This is a genomic window from Acidobacteriota bacterium, from assembly GCA_003696075.1.
Lineage (GTDB): Bacteria > Acidobacteriota > Polarisedimenticolia > J045 > J045 > J045.
Genome location: RFHH01000136.1, coordinates 1 through 6156 on the forward strand (window position 1 = coordinate 1; position 6156 = coordinate 6156).

The following is a 6156-nucleotide window of genomic DNA, read 5'->3' on the forward strand; positions in this document are numbered from 1 at the left end:
CGAGATGGATCGCTCGGGTCAACGCCCTTCCCACCCATGGGGATCGTAAGATTCCGGCACTTGGGAACCTCTCGTCCCCGCCTGCCGGTCGAAGCGCATCGTACCGAGCGTCGTCTGGCGAAGTCAACGGGATCGCGTTCACGCGCGTCTTTCCCCGGAATGCCGCTTCGCCCCCCGCGGTTTTTCCGTGCGGGAAGACGCGCCGGCATCCGGACCGCCGGTGTTCCGCGGCTGCCACCGTCCCCGCGGCCCGTGACGCGAGATCTCACGGTGTGAACAACTCTCGCCTGCGAAGACCTGCCGAACCTGCTCGCCCAGCCTCGGCGCCTACCGGCGACCGGTTCGGCGATTCGCTTCGGCAAGCGCCACCGCCCGATGCCCCCGGCACGTGAACCGGGCGGCCTCCACGAGAAGCTCGCGGCCGTCGCGTTCCGTGCGGAGCGGGCGCGCGAGCCAGCGGCGCATCCGGGAACGCGTGACGCGGCCGCGTTCGATCGCCGTCGCCAAAAGGCCGCCGAGCCAGGCGCCCGCGAGGCGAGCGCCGACCGGCGTCGCGGCGGCCGGGCGCGGCTCGACCGGCCAGGCGCGGAAGGTGAGCGCCCGGAGCAAGGGCCGGACCTCGCTCCACGTCTCCCGGACTCGCGGCGGTGCGCCGCGCAACCAGCGGTCGATGCCCGCCAGGCTCGGCCGGGGCAGCCCGCGGTCGGCGAGCGCGGCGAGGGCGTAGCCGAGCGCTTCGGCGGCCACGCGCCCGCTCCAGTGCCGGCGCTCCCCCGGGGCGGTCCGCACCTCTCCCCTCATCGCCGCCGCGAGGTAGAAGCCGCACGCGACGGTGATGCCGCGAAGATCCGGCCGGCCGACGAGCAGGACGCCGGCCCGCGGGACGGCCCGCGCGCCGGCCGCCACGGCCACGCGCCACATCCTCTCCGCCCGCTCGCGCCCGATCCCCTCCTCGCCCAGCCGTCGCCGCGCGCGCGCGGCGTCCTCCGGCCCGTAGACCTCGGGAAACCGATCGGCCAGCCACTCCGCCGGACCCACCTCGTGCCGCCGGGGATCGATGCCGATCCCGCCGGCGAGCGTCGCGAGCAGTTCATGGGCGACGAGCGCGTAGTCGATCTCGCCGGCGGGTGCCGCCTCGGCGGCCCAACGGCGGTACACGCGAGCCAAGGCGGGTGCGCGCCGCCGCACGCCGGCCCGCTCGATCACGAACAGATCGCCGGCCCGGCCGACGCCGCCGGTGTCCACGAGGCCGGTATCGTGGAAGACCCGCACCACCGCTCCCGGCCGCTGCAGCTCCGGCCGGGCGCGCGCCAGCGCGGCTGGAAGATGCGCGGAGGCGAGGTGCGCCTCGCCGTAGATCGCGATCACCAGCGCCTTCGCCGGCAGCGCCCGCAGGTGCTCGGCGATGCGCCGCGCCGCCACCTCGTCGCGCCACGCGAGGTCGGCGACGCTGCCCCGCGGCGGGATGTCGAGGCCGAACACCGGCACGCCGAACTCCCGTGCTCGCCGCAAGAGCCGGCGCGGACCCGACCACGGGTAGCCCCACTCCTCCCGGTACCTCAGACGGCGGCGCAGCTCCGCCTCGCCGATCGCGCCGCGGCTCCAGGCGTCGAGCGCCGCCTGCTCGCGGGCATGGACCATCTCCACCCCGCAGGCGACCCGGCGGCCCCGGCTCACCGCCGACTCGATCGCCTCGCAGGCCGTCACGCACGCACTGGGAAGCGGGTGGAACTCTCCGAGAAGGAGGACGCGGGCCCGGCCGACCGCCCGGTCGAACTCGCGGCGTGACACGGGCCGGGGAGCCAGGCGAAGGAGTTCCCGCTCGAACCGCTGCAGGTACCGGGAGCCACCCACCGGGTCGGCGACCCCCGGCAACACCGGCGAGAGGGCCCGTGCCGCGTCAGGCGACGGCATCGACGATCGAGCGGTCGGCGGAGGCGGTCACGATCCGGCGGCCGGGCACGGGCGAAGAGGGATCAGTCGCGCTTGTCGGACGCCTTGCCGCCGCCCTCGTCCGAGATCTCCTTCATCGAGGCGCGGAAGTTCTTGATCCCCTCGCCGAGACCGCGGCCGATCTCCGGAAGCTTTCGCGCCCCGAAGATGAGGACGAGCAGGATGAGGAGGACGAGGAGCTCGGGTCCGCGCGGGAAGCTGAACATCGATTCGACCCTCCGCGAGCGAAGCGCTCTGGGCGGATTATCGCCCAACCCCGCTGCCCTGGCCATCGGGCCGGCTCACGGACCGCTGCGCTCCGGTGCTCCCTGGAGGCGCCGGGCATCCCCCACCCGGCGCGTCACGCCAGCATCGTCGAGCCGTTCGAGCAGGGGGATGGCGTGCTTGCGGGTGAGCCCGAACAGCCGCTTGAAGTCGGCGATGCCGATCGTTTCCCGCCCCTCGCGCCGGAGGGCCTCCAGCCGCGCCACGAGACGCTCCCAGGCGCCGGCGCCGATGTACCGCTCCCCCTTCACCCGCACGGCCAGCCCGGCGCGGACCGCATAGGCCAGCAGGCGCGCCGCGCGCGCCTCGTCGACGCCGGCCAGCTCGCGCAGGCGGGCCGACTCGACCGCTTCGAGCCCCGCCTCCTCGAGTCCGGCCAGCATCTTCTCCAGCGCCCTTCGCTCTCCGCCGGCCGGCTCGCCGGCGTGTTCGGGGAGCCGGACGTTCTCCTTCTCGACGACCCACCGCCGCTCGCGCGCCCCCCGTTCGACCACCGCGCGGAAGACCTCGGGCGGGAGCGCCGGGGCGGCCGCGGCCCGCAACGGCTCGAGGGCGGGTCCCGGCTCGAGCGGATGTTCGGCGTGGTGCTCCGCGAGGCGGCCGGCGATCGTCGAGCACAGCTCCTCGTAGCCCGACTCGCTGAAGGCCCATCTCCCCGCGGCGACGAGCAGGCCGACCGCCTCCCCGCGGCGCAGCCGCTCCTCGGCGATCGGCGGCAGGGCGAGCCGCCGGAGGATCTCCGGGGAGAGCCGCAGGCCGCGCCGCCCGGCCGCCTCGGCGGCGAGCCGGAGCCGCCCCTCCGGGTCCGCTGCCGCCCATCGCCGCACGCGTTCCGCGCGCGCACGGTCGCTACGCTTCCACCGAGGCGGGGCGACGTCGGCGACGACGCCGCCGCCGAGGGTGGTCACCGGGCTGTAGCGCCGGATCACGAACCGGTCGCCCGGGAGCGCCGCCAGCGGCTTTTCGAGACGGATCTGGACGGGCCCGGTCTCTCCGGGACCGATCGTGTCCCGGGCCGGCAGGAGGACGCGCCCCATCACCTCGGCCGTACCGTGGTGCACCCGCACTCTCTGGCCGTGCCGGAGCGGCACCGGCGCTTCGCCGAGCACCTCGATCATCGCGTCCATCGCGCGGGCGACGACCTCGCACCCTTCGGGTACGAGCACCATCCCCCGCTCGATCTCGGAGCGGGACGCGCCGTGCAGGTTCACCGCGACGCGCCGGGGCGGGTTCGCGCGGGCCACCGGCTCTCCGTGGACCTGGAGCCCGCGGACGCGGACGCGCCGGCCCCCCGGCAACAGCGCCATCCGATCGTCGACGGCGATCGAGCCGCCGTGCAGCGTCCCCGTGACGATCGTCCCGAAACCCGGCGCTGCGAACGCCCGGTCGATCGGAAGCCGGGCCCAGCTCTCCTCGGCCCGCGGGGGAAGCTTCCTGGCGGCCTCCACCAGCGCGTCCCGCAACGCCTCCAGCCCCGCTCCCGTCGCCCCGCTCACGCGCACCACCGGCGCATCCTGCAGAAATGTCCCGGCCACGAGGTCGGCCACCTCCTGCTCCACGAGCTCGACGAGCTCCCCCTCCACCAGGTCGATCCGCGTGATCGCCACGACGCCCGCGCGCAGCCCGAGGAGGCGGCAGATGCCGAGATGCTCCCGCGTTTGGGGCATGACCGACTCGTCGGCGGCAACGACCATGAGCACGAGATCGACCCCGGTGGCGCCCGCCAGCATGTTGTGCACGAAGCGCTCGTGACCGGGAACGTCGACGAAGGCGAAGCGGTAGCCGCCGATGTCGGTGTGGGCGAAGCCGAGATCGATCGTGATCCCGCGCCGCTTCTCCTCGGCCAGGCGGTCGGGGTCGGTGCCGGTGAGGGCGCGCACGAGGGTCGACTTGCCGTGGTCGATATGCCCCGCCGTGCCGACGACGATCTCGTCGCGGCTCGCCGCCCCGCTCATCGCCTCCCGCGCCTCCGCAGGCTTACCTCCGGGCCCCGGCCCGGCCCGCCGCCCGGCGCTCTCCCCCGGGCGAAGTCGGCCGGACCGCGCCCGGCGCCCCCCGCCACGCGCCGGCGGGCGAAGGAAGGGCCGCCCGATCTCTCGGCGAACCCCCGGGCCGGACGGGACACCGCGAGGTCACCCGCTAGCATTCGCCGGGCCGCCGTCCGGCCTCCACGGCGTCGATGACGCCGCGAACGGTCTCCACGACGTGGTTCACCTGGAACGGCTTGACGAGGCAAGGGCGGCCGGCCGCCTCGATCGTGCGCGCTCCGTCGGCGGAGAGCAGGTCCCCCGTCGTCAGCACCACCCGCTCCACCAGCTCCGGCGCTCGGCGGCCGAGTTCGTGCACGAGCTTTTCGCCCGACAGCCCGGGCATCCGGAGGTCGGCGATCACGGCATCCGGTCGCTCCTCGAGCGCGCGCCGCAGCGCTTCCTCGCCGCTGGAGACGTGCGTGGCGCTCGCCCCCGCCCGCTCGAGGATCTCCGCCAGCAGCTCCGCCACGGCCGGCTCGTCGTCCACCACGAGCACGCGCCGCCCTTCGAGGCCGGCCAGCGACGCGGCGGCGGGGCGCTCTTCCGGCGCCGGCGGCTCCTCCCGTCCGGCCGCGGCGGGCAGGTGGATCACGAAGGCGGCCCCCTTGCCGGGTGCGCTCCGCACCTCCACCCGGCCGCCGTGGTCCCTGGCGGTCGCGGCCACGAGGCTCAAGCCGAGGCCGGTACCCTTGCCCTCCGGCTTGCTGGTGAAGAACGGGTCGAAGATGCGGTCGAGATGCTCGGGCGGGATCCCCGGCCCGGTGTCGGCGACCTCCATCAGCACCTCCTCCCCGTCCGGCCGCACCCGCACCCGGACCTCCCGCGGTCCGTCGTGTTCCTCGAGCGCGTGCAGCGCGTTGGTGAGGAGGTTGATCAGCATCTGCAGGAGGGCGTCCGGATCGGCCTCGACCGCGGGCGTTTCCGGGGCCGCCTCCAGGTGCGCCTGCACCCCGGCGACGCGGAACGGGTAGCTGACCAGCGAGAGGGCGCGCTCGGCCACGGCCGCGGGAGCCACCAGCTCGCGCCCGCCGCTCCGGCTGCCGGCGAGCGAGAGCATGTTCCTGACGATCCGCTGGCAGCGTTCCGCCTCGTCGCGCAGCATCCCGAGCCACCGCATTCGCTCCGGCGCGTCCGGCTCCTGGGCCACCATCTCCGCGTAGCCGACGACGGTGGCGAGCGGGTTGTTGATCTCGTGGACGACTCCGGAGATCAGCTTGCCGAGCGCCGAGAGCTTCTCCGCCTGGGCGAGCTGGTGCCGCCGCCGCCGGTCCTCGGTGACATCCTCGAACACGGCGAGGACGTTGGCGCCGGCCGGCACGACGCGAAGTTCGAGCGTTCTCCCCTGCTTCGCGAGGAGGATCTCGACGCTCGCGGGACTCCCCCCCGCCGCGCGATCCACGAGGGGCCCCAGGTCGGCCGTTCCGATTCTCTCGATGGGCTCGCCCTCGCCCGGCCAGGCGCCCACCTCCTCGAGCAGCCGGCGGCCGGCCTGGTTCACGAGCCGCACGCGGCCGTCCGGGGTGAGGAGCGCCACGCCCAGGGGAAGCCCCTCGACCGTCTCTCGGAGCCGCGACTCTTCTCTCCGCGCCTGGAGCAGGAGGCGCGACAGCGCGAGCGAGAGGGAACTCTGCACCGCGCCGAGGACCCGCTCCGCCTCCGGCGGAACCGCGTTCCGGAAGCCGAGGACGAGCGTCAAGGCCACCTCGTCCGGCGCCGAGGCGGGCCGTTCCGGGTGGATCCAGACGAGACCGCCGGGAAGCTCCACCGCCGGCCCGCGCCCGGGGAGCAGCTCTTCGGCATCCCCCGCCTGCCGCACCCGCTCGGCGAGCGCGCGTCCCGCACGACCTTCCGGCCACGCCACCAGCGCCCCCGGCCCTCCCCGCTCGAGCGCCAGGCGCACCGCCCCCGC

4 protein-coding genes are annotated in these 6156 nt (G+C 75.1%); all 4 read right to left on the minus strand.

Features of this window, described 5'->3' with window-relative positions; translation table 11 throughout:
• Positions 1–327: 327 nt before the first annotated feature.
• The 4 genes from D6718_09005 to D6718_09020 all read right to left on the minus strand — a co-directional run bounded on the left by D6718_09005 (position 328) and on the right by D6718_09020 (position 6147).
• Positions 328–1914: a hypothetical protein gene (locus D6718_09005; GenBank protein ID RMG44868.1), complete on the minus strand. Its 1587-nt coding sequence runs from the start codon at positions 1912–1914 to the stop codon at positions 328–330.
• A 62-nt stretch (positions 1915–1976) separates the two neighbouring features.
• The gene (locus D6718_09010; GenBank protein RMG44869.1) at positions 1977–2159 is read right to left on the minus strand and encodes a twin-arginine translocase TatA/TatE family subunit; all 183 of its coding nucleotides are present in this window, start codon (positions 2157–2159) and stop codon (positions 1977–1979) included.
• 75 nt (positions 2160–2234) lie between these two features.
• Positions 2235–4172 (minus strand): selenocysteine-specific translation elongation factor, encoded by a 1938-nt coding sequence (selB, locus tag D6718_09015; GenBank protein ID RMG44870.1) that lies wholly within the window; start codon positions 4170–4172, stop codon positions 2235–2237.
• Positions 4173–4356: 184 nt separating this feature from the next.
• Entirely contained in the window at positions 4357–6147 is a 1791-nt protein-coding gene (locus D6718_09020; GenBank protein RMG44871.1) for a response regulator, read from the minus strand.
• Between the last annotated feature and the right edge of the window lie 9 nt (positions 6148–6156).